The following is an 18,594-nucleotide window of genomic DNA, read 5'->3' on the forward strand; positions in this document are numbered from 1 at the left end:
GTCTGCTTATTATTATTTAAAATAAATACTATGTATTAAATCTATATAATAAAATTTCTCTTTTTCTCCTCTTTTTTAAAAAAAAGAGGAATATAAGTTCAAAACTCTTATTCCTCTTCATCAGTCTTATATTTTGTAGACCCATTAAAATCACGATGTTTTCTTTTTAATTGTTACTAAATAAAAAATGTATCCAACAAGAATTAAAATTAATATAATAAGTGGGTAATTTCTGTAATCAGAGAAACTAATTTTTCCCTCGTTATTTGTGTGAATAAAGCCCACCCATCGATTTTTACTAAGGTTACCATCTTTTTCAAAATGATAAAAGTTTTCCCATTCATTTTTGGCATTATCCCATTTTTTTTGAAGTATTTTAGAGAAGAATCAATTTTTTTCCAACTATCTGATAACACACCTGTGTTTTTATCAATATAATATGTATTACCGTTATCCTCTAAAATTCCATTATGTAAGGTTCCGTTTTCATTAAAATAAAAATATTTTCCGTCTATAGACTCCCATCCTACTGTAACTATTCCGTTGCCTTTTATATAGTACCAATTATCATTTTCTTGAAGCCATCCCTTTTCTGGATAGTTGTTATTCCAATTTTTAAATTTTAGAGTATTATTCTCGTTATAAAAGCCGTAGTGAGTGTATTGTGTAGATACATCGTTAATAGAGTTATTTTCAAAATCAAGAACAACGGCTTTAATATCACTACGACCAGCATTAATAATTTTGATATTTTTGTTATCAAGATATTTTTTATAATTTTCTTCGACTGGACGTATTCCGGTTTTGATAATATATTTTGGTCTTAGAGTGTCTATAAAATTTGTTGCATTAGATTTTGTTGTTTCGACATGATGATTAAATTTCATGACATCAACTTGTCCTATTAATGGGGCGTAGTAATCCTCTAATTTTAAGTCTGTGTTTTCTAAATCTCCACCTAAAAACACTTTAACATTATTTATATTTAAAACTGATAGAATAGAATTCAAATTATCATCATATACTTTTTTTAAGTTCCCGTCACTATCATATTCATTTTTATAATTTAATAAATTAATAGAAATATTTCCTAGTTTTATATGAGAATCTGAATCTTTTATATCCTGAATAATGTCTACATTAGTTTCTTTTGCAGCATTAAGTACTTTATCGTAAGAATATAAGTTATCCCATAGTCTCTCTTTATCTGAAATTCTTTCATCACTATATTTTTTTAAATAAATTTTGTCCGTAGGAATCGATTTTAAAATATCGGCAGCAGCCCCAGTGTGATCAGAATGCACATGAGTAAGAAGAATAAAGTCAAGTTTTTTAATTCCTAACTCCTTTATATGTGCAAACAATCTGTCTTCTGTTATTAGATTAGGATCTTTGGTTATTCCTTCGCGGACGGGATATTTAGGATTGTTTCCATCAGGATAACTGTAATCTTCTCCGGTATCAATCATTGCAAAATGGTCATCGCTTTCTAAAATTATAGCGTCTGACCAAGAAGAAACAGTTATTATGTGCACTCTATCTTTTGCATAGATTTGTTTAGAAAAAATTAACAAAAGAAAAAGTAGTGATAAAAAATATATACAGCGTTTAGTAAATTTCATATAAACTCCTTTTAACGTTTTATTTTATTTTTAGCTATACTTATAACATAGTTAAGTGTTTTATCTTTTGATATATATAATGCTATTAAGTAGTAAATACCAGAAATTACAACTACACAAATGATCATTAACAACATATTAAAGGTAATCGCATAAGAATTTATATTAAATATTGTTTTGCAAATAAAATATATAGGAATAAATCCTAGAGAAATTGCAGTATATTTAAAAACAGTGTTAAATAAAGTTTTTAAACTTATAAGTTTATGCTTAACAATAAATAAGATTTCTAATATCACAACAAAAAGTTCAGCAAGCATAGTCGTAGCTATATAGTATTCAGGTCTATATAAATGATTAAAGAAAAGTAGCGAGTTTAATAGTATATTAATTCCGCCTCCTATAAAGTAATAGGAGGTTAATCTGTTTTCGTAATTATTGATAAAAATAATCTGTTTTCCTAAAATTAGCTCGACAGCCCAAATTATAGTTCTTACGGCAAAAACACTAGTAACGATTCCAGCTTCTAAATACTTCTCTGAAGAATAGATGACAGTAGCATAAGTTCCTAAAATAGAAATCCCTATACTAGTAGGAATAATTAGAAAATAAAACAGTGCGCTACCTTGGTTAACTAGACTTTCGTATGCCTTATAGTCTTTTTTCCCTAAATAATACCCAAGACGAGGGAGACTAACATTAAGTGCCCCCCCGAGTACATTTGCTATTAGCATAACGATACTAGAAGCAATAGTATAATATGATATAAAATTCTCATCCTGGCCTTTAGTAATATACATTCTGTCGAGCAAAGTGTATAGCATATTTGCGTTTGCTAAAAGGAGCATAGTAGTTAATCCTTTAAAAGATGCAAGTAAATCACTTAAAGGTACTTTTACGAATCTTACTTCACGTTTTATCCAGATAAAACTTAAAAGATAATTTAGAATAGTTGTAGCACTCATAATAATAGTGTAAGGGATTATATCATCTGCTGTTTTTACAAAAACGAAGATTGAGACTAGCATAGCTATTCGTATAAACAGTGTTTTGTATAAAATAAATGTATAATTCTCATAAGCCTCGTTCATCCATTCTATATTTAAAAATTGGAAGAAAGCTTGAATGCCGAGTATATAATAAAGTATTTTCAAATTTTCGATCTCTGTACTATTAATAAATAAGAAATAACAAATAGTAGTTATTACAGATGTTAGTATTGATATATAAAATAATTTTGAAAAAATATAGTTTATTCTGTTTTTATCATCTTTTACTTTGCTTATAGAACGTATCCCGTAGTTATAAATTCCAAATGCGGCCAGAGGTATAACAAAGCTCACCCAAGTATTTGCAGTATTGAAATAACCATAGCTTGATTTGCTTAGAATACGTGTTAAATAAGGGTTTGTTATTAAAGGAAATACTATATTTAGCACATTAACCATTAAACTAGCTAATGCATTAATTTTAATATTTTTCATATTGTAATTCGTCCTTTTCGAAAGTTCTTTGACTATTATAACATATTTAGAAAGGAAAGTAGAAGTTATTTTATATTATCTTACATTTATTGTAATACTATAATATTTTATCTCATATAGTTTTACTTATAATTGATTTTGTATATTTATGTATAGTATAATTTTATTATAAATTGAGGAGGTTTTAGTTGAGAATTATGTTTAATATAGAAAAACGTATTATTAATCATATAGAAAAATATATTACTTATTATTTTGTTATTTTAATGAGCATATTGGGAATTATTATTAGATATATAGTTCTTTTGTAATTATAAGTATTCTTTTATTAATGAAAAGGAAGTTTATAAAATCGTTTATTGTATTAGGTGTGGCTTTTTCTTTTAAATTACAAACTATTTTTATTGTACCTTTATTTTCTTTTTAGTATTTTAGAAATAAAGACTTTAGTATTATTAAAATGATTAGTGTAATAATAGCAACAATGTATTTTCTAAGTTTACCTGGTTTGCTAATGGGAAGAAGTATTTTTTCAATATTTATAATATATATACAACAGTCAGGATATAGTTATTTATGGGCTAACTTTCCAAGTTTTTGGGCAATTATTTCTCCATCAACTTTAGAAACACATAGTTTATTCAAAAAAATTGCAATTATAATAGCGTTTATTATTTTAAGTTTAGGATTGTTTTATACTATTCATAAGAAAATTGAAATTAAAGGTGATATAGTATGTTATATTGCTATTTGGACAATATATACTTGTGTTCTTTTTTTACCAAACATGCATGATAGGTATTCCTATTTATTAGATGTATTTTTTATTATAAGTATTGCTGTTAACAGAAAGATGCTGTTTTTTAGCATAATACCTTTTTTAAGTTTAATAATACTATATGCATCATATTTATTCAAACATACTGTTATGGCGATTGAAATAATATCAATTTTCTATATTGTTAATTATATATTATATTCTTATCATTTATTCATTTTAAAATATAAATATGGGGATTTTTAAGTGTTTCTGCGTTAAACAATATGAATATTTTTTATATCTTAGTTTATTGTTTAAACTTCATGAGAAAAGTAGCAATAGTACTATTTTAAAAGGGTAGTAATTATTTAGTATTGTTACAGCATTATTTTCCTTGAAATTTTAAATAGGTTATCGTATAATACCAAGAAAGAAGTAGAACATTAGTTGTTTTAATGTGGAAGGAATGGAGATAAAATCTCGTATCCTAAACAGAAAGAATTTGGAGAAAATAAAAAAAGGAGTGTGGCACTTGTCCCTCCTTTTTAGGTATATAAGGAGATTATTGTGAAAAAATATTATAATATTTTGATGTTAATATTACCGATTTTAATAGTATATCTATATAGAATAAATTACAATTATCTATATCATGCTGTAGATGATGTGGCAATAAATTATTCTATATTAAACGGGGAGTATATGTTACTTCCTTATATCGGTATTGTACTAAGTTATTTATTAGTGATTATTCAAAGTATAATACCAGCTATAAATATTTATTTTATTTTTCTTATAGTAGCTTATAGTTTAAGTTTTTCTATTTTTTTATACTTGGTGAAAGAACATAAGAATAAGTATGCGTTATTTTCAGTTATTTTAATATTAGAAATTTTGATTTTAAAGTATTTTACATATTCTGTAGTGGCTTATTTATTGTCTTTGGCAGGCGTGCTCTTATTGTATAAAAATAAGCATACTTTACTGTCGTACGTTGTTATCTTTGTTGGATTCTCGCTCAGAATTCAGGTAATAACAAGTATTTTAATATTATTGATAGCGATAATTCTTTATGAAACGATTGTAAAGAAGGAAAAAAGGAAAGTATTTTCCTTAGCGTTGATAATAATAGCGATTTTCTTATCGAATAAGATGGTTACTACTTCTAACCAGACAGTTTCGGAGTATTTATCATGGAATGATAAAAGTACGCAGATAAGAGATTATCCAGCTATAAATTATGAAGACTACGTAAAACAACTTCAAGAGATTAATATTTCTCAAAATGATCTGGATACTTATAATAGTTGGATATTTGCCGAGAAGAATGTCTTTAATGAAAATATGCTAAGTAATCTAGATAATATGCGCTCTATAAGTGAAAAGTATAACTTTTCTATAAGAGAAACCGCATTGGAATTATTCTCTAGTGAGTTAATAAAAGTGTTTATTTATTTTGTTATATTATTTTTAATATTTTTTAGAGTGAAAAATAGATATGGGTATTTATTAATTTTGACTCCAATATTATCTCTAATTGCATTAGTAATAAGACAAAGGTTAGTAGAGCGTGTTTATATACCGATAATATGTGTGGCAATTTTAGCCATTATATTATCTGGAGAATATTTTTTTGAAAGAAAAAGATACAAAATTTTAAAAAATACTGAAGGTATTAGCTTTGGAATATTATGTTTTTTATTTTTATCTTATATAATTTCTTTTGGAAAAAATAACTTATATTGGTTTACTTACCAAAAACATCAGTTGAATCCTGAATACAATAATGTTTTGAAAAACAACAAGGAGAATTTATATATTTTCTTAGGGTATAGTAATATAATAAATAGTCAAGCCAATGTATCTAAAGTGTTTGTGGATAGAAATAATTTGTTTTCAAACTCTACTACGTTAGGAACGTGGTAGACATTTTCGCCAGAGTATTATACTAAACTAAATAAATTGAAAATAAATAATCCAGATAACTTATTATCGAGTTCATTAAATAATAATCAAATTAAATATGTTATACCTAATAATTCTTCATTTGAACAAAAAATTAAAACATTATTTAGAGAACATTATAATAAAGATGTAATTTTTGAAAAGCAAGACTTGATTAATGAAGAAGCGGCTATATACATTTTAAAGGAGAAGTAATTTATGCAAAAAACGAGAATTAAATATATAGATATGCTAAAGGCGTTAGCTATAATACTTGTTATCTTAGGGCATATGTCGTACACGCCCTCAAAAGTAAAATTGCTTTTATATATTTTTCATATGCCATTGTTTTTTTTCTTATCAGGATTGGTCTTTAGTGTAGAAAAATATAATACTTTTTGGAGTTTCTTTAAAAGAAAAGCAAAAACGATAGTTATACTGTTTTTCTTGTTAAATATTTCAGTATTTGCAGTGAAATCGATATTATTGCAACCAAATTTGATATTGAAGATAGATATTGTATACTTCATAAAATCTCTAGTACTAGCGGACAGAATGCATATTTATTATCAATTATGGTTTTTAAATGCTTTATTCGTATCAGAAATCATCAGCTATCTTATTGTGAAATATTGTAAAGTGTGGTACCAATGGCTAATGGTGGTGGTAGGGTTATTTTTATCGATATATGTAGGGAAAATAGCATACGCCAATGAATACTGGTTGATTTGGAGTATTGATTTAGCACCGTATGCTGTGCTATTCATATTATTAGGGTACTACGTGAAAAATAATATGAGAATTTTTAATAACGTTTTGAAAAAGAGATATTTTCTAATAGCTGTTTTAATAAGTATAGCATTAGGTGTAGTTAATAAGAGAGTGGACTTATACTATCAAGAGACAAACAATATAATATTATACTTTGTTGCCGCTGTTTTTGGTATTTGGGCATGTTTAATATTTTTTAAAAATATACCAGAGATTAACTTTATAGAAAAAATAGGACAAAATACATTAATATACTACGCCTATCATTCGCCGATAGTTTTGTATATTTTAGATATAATATTTGAACAACTGGCAGGTAGATACACTGGTATATTTATTAACAACTATGTAATTATGATGTTTGAAATTATTTGTGCTGTTGGGATTTGTGAATTAATAGCACTTATAATTAACAGAACTTTTCCAGTTTTGGTAGGGAGAAGATAAGTAGAAAAATGAAAGTGAGAAAAGTATGGGAAAAGAATTAGAAGTTGTGGAAGAAAATAAGTACACTGTTGTAAAAGGTCATGAATATAAGAAAGATAAAGAAAGAATTTTAAAAGAAAGAGAAGATGAAGAAGATTTAGAAAAGAAAATAGCTGACAAGGAAAAAGAAATCAACAACGAAATAAAAAAAGCTTTGAAACCGAAGGAAAAAGTAGAAAAAAAAGAAGAATAATAGAAATATTAGATGAAAAATATTTTCAAAGGGATATAGTTATTGATTCGGGGAAATTAGGGATAATAGCTTACTACAAGGATAATAAATTATTTTATAAAAAATTAATAGAATATGAAAGAACAAATAAAATATTAGATATTTTTAGTGTATATATTTATCCTATTGTTATTGGATTATTTATATTACGTATTTATTTTTTAGAAATAAATAAAATTAGTATACTTTATAAAATTGTTAATTTTATTTTACATATATATTTAAGTCCAATTACAGCAGTAGGTTCAATTTCAATTAAAACTATAGTTTTACCCATAGAGGAACCTCTAGTTTTTTTCTCGGTTTTAATTATAGTTTTAACTATGTTTCTTATTTTAAAATCATTCTGTATATATAAAAAAGAAGGAAGTTATAAACCAAAAGGGAGTAATATAATAGAAAAAATACATAATTTACTTTATATTGCCGGATTAGATGTGAAGTTATCGAAATATAAAATTTTTTATTCAATAATTTATCTTATTGTATTAGGGGTTTTCATAGATAAATATAGATATGCTACAATAGCTCTTATTATAGTAACTGCAGTCGTCTTAAATGAAATTAAGAAAATATTCAGTCTTGATAAATGGAGTATAATGATAATAATTATAGTTTTTTCTATAGCAAATGTTTTAACACCAGAGTTGTTGACGGGGAGTGTGTTAGCGTTTTTGTTATGTTTTGCTTTAGTTGACACTGAAAATTTAAGTAGTAAGTTGAGTGATAAAAAATATTTTTCAGAAAGAAATATCAGAGAAATAAACGAAAGACAACTTGAATTTAAAATGTATATAATGCTAACCATTATTATTTTGTGTATTATTTTTAATCTTTTTAGTTATTTTGGAGTATATGATTTTATAGCAAAATCAAATAATAAGTTTTTAGCAAGTTTATTTAAGGGTGAGATAAACCTTATCGCAGTGGTATTAGTAATTTTTGCAATAAAAGAATTTTTTAGAAAGAGAAAGGGTTTATTATTAGAAGTTGTAAAAACAAAAATTTACAAAAATGAAATTTCCGACGCAAAAAAGAGAAGCCTGAAGTTATAGAAAGTTTACCTATAGGCATTAAAAGTATTGCTAAAATAAAACCTGGGACGCTTATAGATAATAAAGATACCATCCCTAAAGATATACAAGTGTTTTTTGAAGATGTGATTGAAATAGATAATAGGAAAAATTTAGTAATTATTTATCCTACGGGGGTAGTGTATAAATATCAATATATAATATCAGAGAACAATATGAAATGTGTAAAAAAACTGTCTACCGAGGAAATAAAACCAAAAACCTTTAAAAACAATTAAAAAATCTCAATTTTATGTTATAATAAATAATATTATGCAAATAAGGAGAAGATAAAGTGAAAGAATTAATACGTGATAAAATAAGTATATTGTTATCTCCTGAAGAAGAAATAATAAATGTAGAACGTTTAGGTGGAATGACCAATAACAATTACCTAGTCGAAACTACGGATAAAAAGTATATTGTTAAATTTTTTGGGAAAGGTACAGAAAAATTAATAGACCGTAAAGCTGAAAAATATAATTTAGAGTTGCTGCAGGACTTGGAACTCGATGTGAAAAATTATGTGTTTGATATAGAAGCAGGAATAAAAGTTAATAAATATATAGAAAATGCCAAAACTTTCGATAAAAATTATATAAAAACAAAATTACCGAGTGTAGCGGAAATTTTAAAAACAGTGCATAGTTCAAAAAAAGAGCTTAAAGGTGAGTTTAATCCATTTTCTGAAATTTTGAAGTATGAGAGTTTGATAATAGGGAAAATATATTTCCCTTATTATAATAAAATAAGAGAAAAAGTAATGTCGTTGAAAAAACCACTAGAAGAATTAGGTATACAAAAAAAATCTTGTCATATTGATTTAGTACCAGAAAATTTTATAGAAGATGAAAAAGGGCACATTTATCTAATCGATTGGGAATATTCAACTATGAATGATCCAATGTGGGATTTAGCAGCGTTATTTTTAGAATCTGATTTTGAAAAATCAGAAGAAGGAGATTTTCTCAGGTATTATAATAGTGAAAAAACACCTGTTAGTGTTGGGAAAATATTGATTTATAAAATACTTCAAGATTTTATCTGGAGTCTTTGGACGATTTATAAAGAAGAACAAGGTGCAGACTTTGGTACATATGGTAAAGATAGATATCAAAGAGCATTAAAAAATTTGAAAGAGTATGTGAACAGTTATGAAAAATAAAAGTGGTATATCATTTGGTCTATTTTCAGGTTTATTTTGGGGATTAGGTCTTACAATTAGTGCATATATATTTTCTTCATACAATATTTCTCCGTTTATTGTAGCGTTTGTACATGATTTTATTAGTATTTTTATATTAGGAGCAATATTGTTGATTAAATATAAAAGAATAGATTTTAGAATATTTCTTAATATAAAAAATATGAGTGTAATAATAGGTGCTATTTTAGCAGGACCGGTTGGAATGCAAAGTAATTTATATGCTGTTAAGTACATCGGTAGTGCATTGACATCATCGGTTACTGCTATTTATCCGGCAGTATCTGTAATTTTAGCATTTTTTGTCTTAAAACATAAAATTTCCAAACAAACAATTTTAGGGATTACATTAATTATTATAGGAATTTTTATACAAAGTTACAAGACCGAGCAAGTTCAATCATTTTATATTGGAATAATATTTGCTTTTGGTTGTGCAGTTGCGTGGGGAAGTGAGAGTGTACTTAGCTCATATGCAATGAGTAATAATCTTAGTGAGATAGAAACATTATTAATAAGACAAGTTACATCGTTTTTATCATATCTTATTATTATAGTTTTCAATGGTTTTGATTTTAGTAGCTTTACTGACATAAAATTAGGTGGCATAATTTTTATTTTTGTACTTAGCAACATGATTTCTTATATTATGTATTATATTGCTATTAATCGTTTGCAACCAGCTAAAGCAACAGGGCTTAATGTTAGTTATACAGTGTGGACAATAATTTTTACTGCGTTATTACTTGGCGGAGAACTAAGTGCACAAGTAGTGATAACATCGTTAATTATTGTGGTAGGAGTTTATATTATTATAAAAGATTAAAGGAGAATATAATATTGAGAGCAATTATTTTGGCAGCAGGGCTTGGAACAAGATTAAGACCAATGACTGACAATACACCTAAATCACTTATTAAAGTAAAGGGGAAACCGCTAATAGAATATCAAATAGAATATTTAAAAGAGACAGGTATAGAAGATATAGTTATAGTAACAGGATATTTGTGTGAGCAGTTTGAATATTTAACAGAAAACTATAATGTTGAATTAGTATATAATGATAAGTATGCTGAGTATAATAATTTTTACTCATTGTATTTAGTGAAAAATCTATTAGCAGATAGTTATGTTATTGATGCAGATAATTATTTATTTAAAAATTTATTTAGAACAAATATAGATCGTTCTACATACTTTAGTGTTTATCGAGAAGATTGTGATAATGAGTGGTTTTTAATATATGGTGATGACTATAAAGTAACAGATATTATTGTTGACAGCAGGGGGGGAAGGATTTTAAGTGGTGTATCATTTTGGGATAAACAAACAGCAGAAAAAATAATTAAGTTTATTGATAAAGCATATACTGATAAGAAATTCATGGATTTGTACTGGGATAATATAGTTAAGGATAATATTAAAGAACTTGATGTTTATGTTGAAGAATTAGAAGATAATACGATTTATGAGATTGATAGCGTTAAGGATTATAATAGGTTAGAAGAAATTTTAAAAAGATATAAGTAAGGTATCAAACAATGAAGTTATAACAAAATGAATTAAAAAAGTATACAGGGTGGCTTACGGAACTGGTGCAAAAGAGAATCCTAAAAAAGGTGGAATGATCTAAAAAGTAAAAATTTTAGTAGAATTTACTCATCAGTAGTTATATGAAGGGGTTCACTAATTTAAAAATTTGCTTTAAAGAATTTTCGTAAATTTAATGAATTATACAGGGGTAACTCGACAAAATTGATTTCTAATGAAATCATGATTTTTGGGTTACTTTTTCTATTATACGTAACAAATTTGTAATAAAAATCATTTAATTGTAATAAGAACAATAACAAGCTTATGATATAATTAATATGATAAATTTATGTAATAAAATGTTGAAAATGAGGATATAGAAAAATGAATTCAAAAAGTGTAAAAAGTGGCTTAATGTTTTTAACAGTATTAACAACACCGATAGTAATAAATGAAGTAGTAGGGATGGAAGCACATGCGGCGGCTCAAGGTTGGGTACAACAGCATGGTACATGGAGCTACTACTATAATGGTGCACAAGTAAAAAATAAATGGGTAGGAGATTATTATCTAGGTAGTAATGGATACATGGTAAAGAATACTTGGATACAAGGGAAGTATTATGTAGACAATAACGGAAAATGGGTAGCAAATGCCCAAAAAGGTTGGGTGAAGAGAGGAGCTACATGGTATTATTATAACCAAAATAACACATTGGCAAGGAATCAATGGGCAGGAAACTACTGGTTAGGATCAGACGGAAAGATGGCAACAAACAGCTGGGTAGATAGTGGACGTTATTATGTTGATAATAATGGAAAATGGATAGCAAATGCCCAAAAAGGTTGGGTGAAGAGAGGAGCTACATGGTATTATTATAACCAAAATAACACATTGGCAAGGAATCAATGGGCAGGAAACTACTGGTTAGGATCAGACGGAAAGATGGCAACAAACAGCTGGGTAGATAGTGGACGTTATTATGTTGATAATAATGGAAAATGGATAGCAAATGCCCAAAAAGGTTGGGTGAAGAGAGGAACTACATGGTATTATTATAACCAAAATAACACATTGGCAAGGAATCAATGGGTAGGAAACTACTGGTTAGGATCAGACGGAAAGATGGCAACAAACGGCTGGGTAGATAGTGGACGTTATTATGTAGACAATAACGGAAAATGGGTAGCAAATGCAGGAAAATCTAATAAAACCTATAGCGGTAATACTTACTCAGGATATTATAAAGTAAAAGGATTGTATATTCCGGTTTATGATGCTAGCGGAAAAATATTATCACATGTATCACAAGGAACGGTCTTATTTAGAGACAGTAGAGCAACCTCAAACGGAAGAATACCGGTACAGGTAGCAGGTTTAACGGGGTATGTAAATCCTTCTCAAGTACAAGCCGTAACGGAAAATACAACATTTATTCCGGATTATGTAAGTGATGGTAAATATGTATATCATCGTTATTCGCGATATAGTAAAGTAAAAGTTGCATATCATAATCCGAATATGGTAGTGGGTAAAGCTTATTATTCAGCAGATGGTGTTAATTTCGGAACATTTAAACTTGAGCATCCGTTCCAATTTAATAATTTAAAATCAAAAACAAATTATTCGGCAGCAGATCTTAATCGCCTTTATAACTTAATGGGAGCGAGCAACAGTATGTTGGCTGGAAGAGGTGCAACATTCAAAGAAGCTGAAAGAAGATATGGAGTTAATGCACTTTATTTAGTGGCACATAGTGCTTTAGAAAGTGCTTGGGGTAAAAGTAATATAGCGAAGAGAAAAAATAATTTCTTCGGTATTGCCGCTTATGATTCAAATCCTTTCAATTCAGCTAAACGTTTTGATAATGTTGATGCCGGTATATTGGGGGCTGCACGTTGGATTAGTGAGAAATATCTAACTAATGGTAGATACCCTGCACATGGTGCATATTTAGGAAATAAAGCCGGCGGTATGAATGTAAACTATGCAACAGCACCGTATTGGGGCGAATCAATCGCAAGTATAATGTTTGAAGCTAACGAACGTTTAGGAAGAAAAGATAAATAAAAAAGTAGGAGCCGGGCAGGTAAATTGCCTTGCTCCCTTACTTTTGGCAAGGAGACTATATGTTAGTATCAGTAGTTATTGGGCTACTTAATGAAGAAAAATTTTTACCGCAATTAATTGAAGATTTTAAAAAGCAAACGTATAATCATAAAAAAATAGAATTGATATTTATTGATGGTATGTCGTCTGATAGTAGTTGGGATATATTAAAAAAATTTAAAGATAATAATCACGAATTTTATGATGTGGTACTTTTAAAAAATCCTAAAGTCATTTTATCAGCAGGAATGAATATAGGTATAAAGAGTGCAAAAGGAGAATGTATTTTAAAAGTGGATTGTCATTCTCATATTACGGAGAATTTTATAGAAAATAATGTAAAAGTGATTAACGAAGGAGAATATGTTTGTGGGGGGCCACGACCTAATATTATAAATGGTGGGAACAATTTTAGTAAAACTTTATTGTTTGTAGAAGAAAATATGTTTGGCAGCGGTGTGGCAAGTTATCGAAAAAAAACTTCAAAGAAGTATGTTAGATCCGTTTTTCAAGGAATGTACAGAAAAGAAGTGTTTGATAAAGTAGGTTTATTAGATGAGTATGTAGGTCGTGCAGAAGATAATGAATTGCACTATCGCTTAAGAAAACATGGGTACAAAATTCGATATAGTAATGATATTTTGTCTTATCAGTATACACGTCCAACATTAAAACGTATGTTAAAGCAAAAATATTCCAATGGTTATTGGATAGGAAAAGTCAGCCATGTTTACCCTAAAGCGTTTTCAATATTTCACTTTGTACCATTTGTATTTGTAGTGGTGATTGTCGTAAGTTTATTGGCTTTGCCTTGGACATGGATACTATTGGAATTATTAATGGGTGTGTATGTATTTTTTACGATAATAATAACTATTGCAACTATATTAACGAATAAATTTAATTTAACATTGTTGTTAATGCCGATTATTTTATTTTTAGTACACATTTCTTATGGGCTAGGAACTTTAGTAGGATTAGTCAAAGGTTTTTCTTGGAAGAAAGTTTATTTTAAAAAATAACTTTAAGAACTGTTTTTCGCTATTATTGCGAAAACAGTTCTTTTGGCTCTGTGTCAAATATAGGGTATGGGGAAAAATTTATACCCTTATTATTTTATACCTTTCCATTATCTCACAATAATTTCTTTTTCACTTTCTTATATGATATAATTATAAAATATACTTGAAAGAAGGTGAAGAAATGGAAAGTAGCGTAAGCAACAAAGAAATAATAAAAAAATTATCACAGTTGCTTTATAGGGATAAAATTAGAATTGGAATTGCATTAGTAGCTTCATTTTTTTCATATTATTTTACTTTATATCCTGCCAATAGATTAAATTTTATAGTAGACGGAATAGCTAACGGTTCTATCACCTTTGACGGTGTAATAAAAGAGATAATTAATATTATTTTTATAGGATTAGCATTATATTTCGTCTATTATTTTAAAGAATATTATACTTTTATCGGGTATGATAAAATAATAAAAGATTTAGGCTATGAAGTGCAACGTGATGTTTACCGCCATACACCTATCTTTTTTAATAAATTTAGCATAGGGGAAGTTATTAGCCGTTCAACCAATGATATCGCAAACTACATTGCTGTTTTTTTCAGCTATGGAATACTTCTTATATTTGACGGTATTATTTATAATATTTTTATAAGTATTTTAATATTTAATAAGTCTAATTTAGGGTATTTAGCATTAATACATCTACCGCTTATTATACAGACTATTTATTTAGTTAGCAGAAGAGAAGTACAGGAAAAATACTACAATAAAATGGCTAAAACGATGGATAAAATTACCGAAGAAACATTAGAAAATGTAAAGGGAATTAGGGTTATAAGAACATATAGCTTACTTTCAAAAGTTAGAGACAGTTTTATAAAAAAATTACGCAGTTATTCAAAAACTAATGTAAGATATATGAAAACAACACTTCTTTACCAATCGCTTAATACGGTATCTTTGGCTATAACTTATGTTTTAGCTGTCGGTTATGGTTTTTATTTAATTAATATTGGGAGTATGACACTTGGAGAACTTATTGCAGTTTGTGTTGTTGTAGGTATGCTTCAGTGGCCATATATAGCTTTATCCGAGTTGATTGTTATGCTTATAGAAGTTCGTCAGGCAACAAAACGTGTTATTGAAATCACGAAAAGAAAGCCTGAAGTAAATAACGATAGAGCGGATACCGTTTTTAAGTTTGGTGATAATATTGAATTTAAAGATTTTGATTTCAGTTATAATGATGTAAAGGTTTTAAAGAAGATTAATCTGGTAATAAATCGTGGAGAAACAGTTGGTATTATAGGAAAAACCGGTTGCGGTAAGACAACTCTTATAAAACAATTTCTTAGACTATATCCGATAAAAGAGAAGACTTTGTTTATTGATGGTAAACCGATAGAAGAGTATTACGATTATTCTATTCGTGAAAAGATAGGTTATGCCCCGCAAGAGTACCAATTATTTTCAAAGACTATTAGAGAAAATATTTTATTTTACAGAGAAAATTTAGAAAATAATTTGGAAGAAAGTTTAATTCTTTCCGATATAAAAAAGGATATTGATAATTTTAAAGATGGTTTAGATACTTTAATCGGAGAGAATGGAGTTTCGTTATCAGGGGGACAAAAACAACGTTTGGGAATAGCACGGGCTATTTTAACAAATCCTGATATACTGATTCTTGATGATAGCTTAAGTGCAGTTGATGCCAACACTGAAAAAGTAATTATCGAAAATATAAAAAATCATCGAACAGGAAAGACCAATATAATTGTTTCGCATAGAATTTCTGCGATAAGACATGCTGATAAAATCATTGTAATGGAAAACGGCAGGATTTTAAATATCGGAACACATAGTGAGTTATTGGAAAATTGTGCATGGTATAGAGATTTAGATGCTTATCAAAATAAGGAGGTAGAAGAAGATGAATAATAAAAATCCATTATTACAATTTCTACCTTATTTAAAAACAGCGAAAAAAGATTATTTGCTTGGAACAATTTTCTCAATATTGAATGTTGCATTTGGTGTAGGCGGAGTTTATGTTTTATCAAAAGTTTTTGACGGGGTTAATGGTGATGTAACAACTCAAGTAGTAAAAAAATCATTGGTAATAGCTGCAGGTTACGGTTTAATTTTGCTATGTTCAGGTATTTCCAACTATATAAGAAATATTTATTTGGTAAAGGGTGCCAATGAAATATATGTTCGTATACAAACGCAAGTGTATGATCATATTCAAAGTTTGCCGATTCGTTATTTTGATAATATGCCTGCGGGTTCTGTTGTATCAAGGATAACAAGTGATGTTAATCAGATAAGGATATTTTTTGTATCTACTTTTATTCAGATTATGATTATTGCGATGAAAATTATTTTTTCTTATATTGTCCTGTTTTATGTAGATATTAGATTTGGAATGTATATGTTGCTTTTGTTACCGATAATGTATGTTATTTTGAAGTTTTATAATAAAATGACTATTGGTAGTATAAAAGGGTATCGCCGTAAATTTTCTGAAAGCAATGGTATTGTTAATGAAAATTATCAAAATTTAGAAATAATAAAAGCATTTAACCAAGAAGAAGCGGCACTATGTGATTGGAATAAACATAATGAAGAACGTTTCGGTTATTGGAAAAGCCTTAATATCGTAGATAGTTTATTATTACATAATATAACAGGAATAATTAGAATTATTATTTTTATCGGAATAGTTTACTATTATGCTTATTCACACTTTAATAATGTTTTTGGTATAACGCTCGGAATGGTTTATCTATTTATTAATTATACAACGGATATAATATATCGTATTGCCGATTTCACATTTAGTATTTCTAATTACGTTCGTGCCGTAGGAGCGGCAAATAATATTCAAGAAATTTTGAAATTGGAAATTGAAGAAGACATTGAAATGGAAGAGATAGAACATTTCCAAGGTAATATTGAATTTAAAAATGTTTCTTTTGCATATAAGGAAGAAAACTATGTTTTGAAAGATTTGAATATTGATATTAAAGAAAATCAAACGGTTGCCTTTGTTGGACATACCGGTAGCGGTAAAAGTACGATTATGAACTTGATTGTCAAATTTTATGAGGCTACTAAAGGAAAACTTTTAATCGGAGGTCGTGATATAAAAAAATATAGTAGAGAATATCTAAGAAGACAAACAGCGATTGTTCTCCAAGATACTTTTTTATTTGAGGGAACTCTTCTTGAAAATATTACAACAACCGGCAATGAGGAATTGGCAAAAACGTCTTTAAAAAGAGTTGGAGGAGATTTTATTTTAAAAACAAGATCGTTGAATTCTAAAGTAGAAGTAGGGGGTAATAATTTTTCTACCGGAGAAAAGCAACTAATTTGTTTAGCGAGAGCTTTGGCAAAAAATCCGAAAATCTTAATTTTAGATGAATCAACTGCCAATATTGACAGTGAAACGGAGCAAATAGTAGGAAGGGCGATTGATGAACTTAAAGATGGAAGAACAACACTTATAATAGCCCATAGATTATCAACGATAAAAAATTCCGATATGATTTTTGTGTTAAATAAAGGGAAAGTAGTGGAAAGTGGAAATCATGAGGAATTGTTAAAACTTAACGGTGTTTATAGAAAAATGTACGAAACACAGATCAAAGGTTAGAAAGGATAAAAGATGAATTATAAAGAAAGGATGTTGGCAGGATTACCTTATTTAGCATCTGACGACAAGTTGCAAAAAGAAAGACAAAGAGCAAGAGAGTTCTGTTTTAAATACAATAATATTTCTCCTACTGAAAAAGAAAAAAGAAAAAATATGATAGATAAGTTTTTCGGAAAAGTTGGAAATGGGACAGTTGTTCAATCACCTTTTTATTGTGACTATGGGTATAATATAGAAATTGGAGATAATTTTTTTTCGAATTATAGTTTAACGATATTAGATGTTGCTAAGGTGAAAATAGGGAATAATGTATTGTTTGGGCCTAATGTAAGTCTTTATACGGCGGGGCATCCTATTCATCCAGTAAGTCGTAATTCGGGTTATGAGTACGGGTTTCCAATTACAATAGGTGATAATGTTTGGCTTGGTGGCAGTGTAACTGTAGTGCCGGGGGTAACGATAGGTGCTAACAGCGTAATTGCTGCCGGGAGTGTCGTGGTTAAAGATATACCGGATAATGTGGTAGCAGCCGGTAATCCATGTAAGATTATAAGAAAAATAACAGCAGCAGAAATCGATTATTATTATAAAAACAGGCTATTCGATGTATATGATTATAAATAATGATAGCCCTGAAAATATCTAAATATACGAACTAACCTTACGTTAATTTAAAAAGGGTTAGTTCGTATTAT

The 18,594-nt window shown here is 28.1% G+C and carries 15 protein-coding genes; 13 read left to right on the plus strand and 2 right to left on the minus strand.

The window, feature by feature from the left end:
• Window positions 1–209: 209 nt before the first annotated feature.
• Together BQ7358_RS00480 and BQ7358_RS00485 are read right to left on the minus strand one after the other, a co-directional pair.
• Window positions 210–1,622: a ComEC/Rec2 family competence protein gene (locus BQ7358_RS00480; RefSeq protein ID WP_231723789.1), complete on the minus strand. Its 1,413-nt coding sequence runs from the start codon at window positions 1,620–1,622 to the stop codon at window positions 210–212.
• 11 nt (window positions 1,623–1,633) lie between these two features.
• Window positions 1,634–3,106 (minus strand): oligosaccharide flippase family protein, encoded by a 1,473-nt coding sequence (locus tag BQ7358_RS00485; protein WP_072520096.1) that lies wholly within the window; start codon window positions 3,104–3,106, stop codon window positions 1,634–1,636.
• Between the two features lie 188 nt (window positions 3,107–3,294).
• On the opposite strand from BQ7358_RS00485, the gene BQ7358_RS09100 reads away from it, so the two are divergent.
• The 13 genes from BQ7358_RS09100 to BQ7358_RS00550 all read left to right on the plus strand — a co-directional run bounded on the left by BQ7358_RS09100 (window position 3,295) and on the right by BQ7358_RS00550 (window position 18,523).
• Window positions 3,295–3,417 (plus strand): hypothetical protein, encoded by a 123-nt coding sequence (locus BQ7358_RS09100; protein ID WP_256386960.1) that lies wholly within the window; start codon window positions 3,295–3,297, stop codon window positions 3,415–3,417.
• A 1,016-nt stretch (window positions 3,418–4,433) separates the two neighbouring features.
• Window positions 4,434–5,792 (plus strand): hypothetical protein, encoded by a 1,359-nt coding sequence (locus tag BQ7358_RS00495; protein WP_083577623.1) that lies wholly within the window; start codon window positions 4,434–4,436, stop codon window positions 5,790–5,792.
• A gap of 237 nt (window positions 5,793–6,029) precedes the next feature.
• The gene (locus BQ7358_RS00500; RefSeq protein WP_062172225.1) at window positions 6,030–7,028 is read left to right on the plus strand and encodes an acyltransferase family protein; all 999 of its coding nucleotides are present in this window, start codon (window positions 6,030–6,032) and stop codon (window positions 7,026–7,028) included.
• 25 nt (window positions 7,029–7,053) lie between these two features.
• Window positions 7,054–7,260 (plus strand): hypothetical protein, encoded by a 207-nt coding sequence (locus BQ7358_RS00505; protein WP_062172227.1) that lies wholly within the window; start codon window positions 7,054–7,056, stop codon window positions 7,258–7,260.
• Window positions 7,261–7,622: 362 nt separating this feature from the next.
• Window positions 7,623–8,354: a hypothetical protein gene (locus tag BQ7358_RS08840; RefSeq protein ID WP_072520097.1), complete on the plus strand. Its 732-nt coding sequence runs from the start codon at window positions 7,623–7,625 to the stop codon at window positions 8,352–8,354.
• 313 nt (window positions 8,355–8,667) lie between these two features.
• Window positions 8,668–9,537 (plus strand): choline/ethanolamine kinase family protein, encoded by an 870-nt coding sequence (locus tag BQ7358_RS00515; protein ID WP_062172234.1) that lies wholly within the window; start codon window positions 8,668–8,670, stop codon window positions 9,535–9,537.
• Complete coding sequence (locus tag BQ7358_RS00520; RefSeq protein ID WP_062172238.1) at window positions 9,527–10,402, plus strand: DMT family transporter; 876 nt, start codon at window positions 9,527–9,529, stop codon at window positions 10,400–10,402. The genes BQ7358_RS00515 and BQ7358_RS00520 overlap by 11 nt, the downstream gene beginning before the upstream one ends.
• A 14-nt stretch (window positions 10,403–10,416) precedes the next feature.
• Window positions 10,417–11,106, plus strand: a complete 690-nt coding sequence (locus BQ7358_RS00525; protein ID WP_062172240.1) for a sugar phosphate nucleotidyltransferase — start codon at window positions 10,417–10,419, stop codon at window positions 11,104–11,106.
• A gap of 387 nt (window positions 11,107–11,493) precedes the next feature.
• Window positions 11,494–13,179 (plus strand): glucosaminidase domain-containing protein, encoded by a 1,686-nt coding sequence (locus tag BQ7358_RS00530; RefSeq protein WP_072520098.1) that lies wholly within the window; start codon window positions 11,494–11,496, stop codon window positions 13,177–13,179.
• A 59-nt stretch (window positions 13,180–13,238) separates the two neighbouring features.
• On the plus strand, window positions 13,239–14,240 hold the full coding sequence (locus BQ7358_RS00535) for a glycosyltransferase family 2 protein (RefSeq protein ID WP_062172247.1): 1,002 nt from the start codon (window positions 13,239–13,241) through the stop codon (window positions 14,238–14,240).
• A 181-nt stretch (window positions 14,241–14,421) separates the two neighbouring features.
• A complete protein-coding gene (locus tag BQ7358_RS00540; protein ID WP_062172248.1) occupies window positions 14,422–16,179 on the plus strand; it encodes an ABC transporter ATP-binding protein in 1,758 nt (585 codons plus the stop codon).
• Window positions 16,172–17,899 carry an ABC transporter ATP-binding protein gene (locus tag BQ7358_RS00545; protein WP_062172250.1) on the plus strand — a complete coding sequence of 576 codons (1,728 nt, stop codon included), beginning with the start codon at window positions 16,172–16,174 and terminating at the stop codon, window positions 17,897–17,899. The genes BQ7358_RS00540 and BQ7358_RS00545 overlap by 8 nt, the downstream gene beginning before the upstream one ends.
• A 12-nt stretch (window positions 17,900–17,911) precedes the next feature.
• Entirely contained in the window at window positions 17,912–18,523 is a 612-nt protein-coding gene (locus BQ7358_RS00550) for a sugar O-acetyltransferase (protein WP_062172252.1), read from the plus strand.
• Window positions 18,524–18,594: the final 71 nt, after the last annotated feature.

It is taken from the genome of Gemella massiliensis (assembly GCF_900120125.1).
In the GTDB taxonomy this organism is placed as follows: domain Bacteria; phylum Bacillota; class Bacilli; order Staphylococcales; family Gemellaceae; genus Gemella; species Gemella massiliensis.